The following is a 283-nucleotide window of genomic DNA, read 5'->3' as shown; positions in this document are numbered from 1 at the left end:
CTGCGCGGGCAGACCGTGGAACCGGTGTTCGGCCAGATGAAGGAGATCCAGGGTGCGGACGGCTTCATGATGCGGGGCGACGAGGAAACCAGGGGCGAATGGAGCCTCCACTGCGCCGGCCACAACTTCAGGAAACTCCACTTGGAGTCCGTCCGCCAGGGCAAAAAGGGCGGGAAATGGCTCCTCAACTGAGCCCCGCGGCCCGGCGGGACGGCTGGGCAACGTCCCAACCATCAGCAGACCGCTCCATACCGGCAGTCTGGGGCCATTCGGCAACAGGCTC

Annotated in this window: 1 protein-coding gene; it reads left to right on the top strand. The window is 65.7% G+C overall.

Going from position 1 to position 283, the window contains the following annotated elements; translation table 11 throughout:
- Window positions 1–192 (top strand): transposase (locus tag V5F48_RS25130; protein WP_394260671.1); only part of this gene is annotated, 192 nt, incomplete at its 5' end.
- Window positions 193–283 lie beyond the last annotated feature (91 nt).

It is taken from the genome of Xanthobacter autotrophicus ATCC 700552 (assembly GCF_043194565.1).
GTDB lineage: Bacteria > Pseudomonadota > Alphaproteobacteria > Rhizobiales > Xanthobacteraceae > Xanthobacter > Xanthobacter autotrophicus_F.
The sequence above is the reverse complement of the archived record's forward strand: the minus strand, read 5'-3'. Positions and strand labels throughout refer to the sequence as shown.